Below are 1,719 nucleotides of genomic sequence, written 5' to 3' on the forward strand. Positions count from 1 at the left end.
CCACCCGCGGCCCCATGGGCTTTTTCTCGTTGGTGTCCGCGGGGTGGGCCACGCCCCCCCTGGGGTCGCGCGGGGTGGCGCGGGCGGCGCCCGCGCCCGCCACCCCGACCGCGAGGGTCAGCGTCGCGGCGGCGGCGAGCAGACGGCGGAGGTGACGAACGGGTGTGGACAGCATCGATGCTCCCCATCGGGCGGTTGTCGCCCGGGGGCGACCAGCGGGACGGCTGCCTACCGGTCGGTAGCGTCCTGAACCTAGAACCGCCGTCGACCAGTGTCAATGGGTTCGCTGATCCGCCGGTCAACACGACGATCCAGCCCTACCCGGTCGTTCAGGCCGGTGGGCCGATCGGGTTGACTGGTCGCCGTGAACGAGTCGATCTGGGAGGCGGCCAGAGCGTCACGCGGCTGGCTGGACGCGGCGAACGGCACCGGGCAGACCGAACTGACCTGCCGGATCCTCAAGCTCACCGAGGAGGCGGGGGAGGCTTCGGCTGCCTGGATCGGGTTGCTCGGGCAGAATCCGCGCAAGGGTGTCACCCACACCCGCGAGGACGTCGCGGCGGAGTTGGCCGACGTCGCCTTCACCGCGCTGGTGGCCATCGAAAGCCTCGGGCTGGACGCGCAGACGGCTCTGGACGCCTGCGCCGCGAAGGTGCGCTCCCGCCTGACGGGGCGATAACCGCCTGACGTCCGGGATGCCCCGACTGCCGTGAGCCCGAGTGGATTACGTGGTTGACCGGTGCTCCGATGCCACAGGCCCGGTGCCGTGTGGGCGTTGTGTCCGTTTCTGGGGTGTGGCGGGGTGCACTCGCGGGCCGGAATCATGGCCGGGCCGGGGTCGTTACACAGTCTGACGATCGGAGCACCACCGACCCGCCGCCCAACCCCTGAAGGCTGGTCACGAGGTCGGAATGACCCCGGCCCCCCGGTCGTTACGCATGGACCCGGCGCCACGAGCCCCCCGCTCGCCAGGTCGCCGGCTCCGACGCCCGATCAGGTGGCGTCACCCCCTCAGACTTTCCCTTTGTTTGTGCAGCGCCGGACGAGGTGCTCACACCCGTAACTGCCGTTCCCCCTTGGCGGTGCGGGTGTCCTACCCCCGAAGGAGCTACCCCCATGAACACGATCATGCGTAAGAGCGTCCTGTCCGTTGCTGGTCTCGCGTTCGCCGGCGGTGTCTTCGCTGGCCCCATCGCGCACGTGGCCAACCCCGTCGACGCCAAGCCCGTCGCGGTTGCGGTGCAGGCCGACAAGCCCGACACCAGCAAGCTGATCCCGCACGGCACCCAGGGCGACCAGTCCCGGATCACCCTCAACGACGAGCAGACCGCCAACGTCAAGGCGATCATCGCCGCCACGAAGAAGGCTGGTCTGCCCGAGCGGGCCGCGGTCATCTCGATCGCGACGAGCCTGCAGGAGTCGAAGCTGGAGAACCTCGGCCATCTGGGCGACATGAATGACCACGACTCGTTGGGCCTGTTCCAGCAGCGTCCGTCCAGTGGTTGGGGTACGCCGGAGCAGATCACCGATCCCGAGTACTCCACGACGGCGTTCCTGAAGGGTCTGAAGCAGGTTGACGGGTGGCAGGACATGGCGCTGACCGACGCCGCGCAGACGGTGCAGGTGTCGGCCTACCCGGACGCCTACGCCCAGTGGGAGCAGCAGGCCGCCGACCTGGTCGGCCAGTACTGGAACAGCTGACCGCGTCACGGCGCACAG

General features: G+C 69.5%; 2 protein-coding genes. Both read left to right on the forward strand.

Going from position 1 to position 1,719, the window contains the following annotated elements:
• Nucleotides 1-364: 364 nt before the first annotated feature.
• Entirely contained in the window at nt 365-679 is a 315-nt protein-coding gene (locus tag AB0B48_RS32995; protein ID WP_357208546.1) for a MazG-like family protein, read from the forward strand.
• Nucleotides 680-1,116: 437 nt separating this feature from the next.
• Entirely contained in the window at nt 1,117-1,701 is a 585-nt protein-coding gene (locus tag AB0B48_RS33000; RefSeq protein WP_357208548.1) for a hypothetical protein, read from the forward strand.
• The last annotated feature ends 18 nt before the right edge of the window (nt 1,702-1,719 follow it).

It is taken from the genome of Micromonospora sp. NPDC049089, from assembly GCF_040648775.1.
Lineage (GTDB): Bacteria > Actinomycetota > Actinomycetes > Mycobacteriales > Micromonosporaceae > Micromonospora.

What these genes read in the sequence shown, in the direction of transcription:
- AB0B48_RS33000 (WP_357208548.1), top strand. Translation starts at nt 1,117, where the DNA reads ATGAACACGATCATGCGTAAGAGCGTCCTGTCCGTTGCTGGTCTCGCG.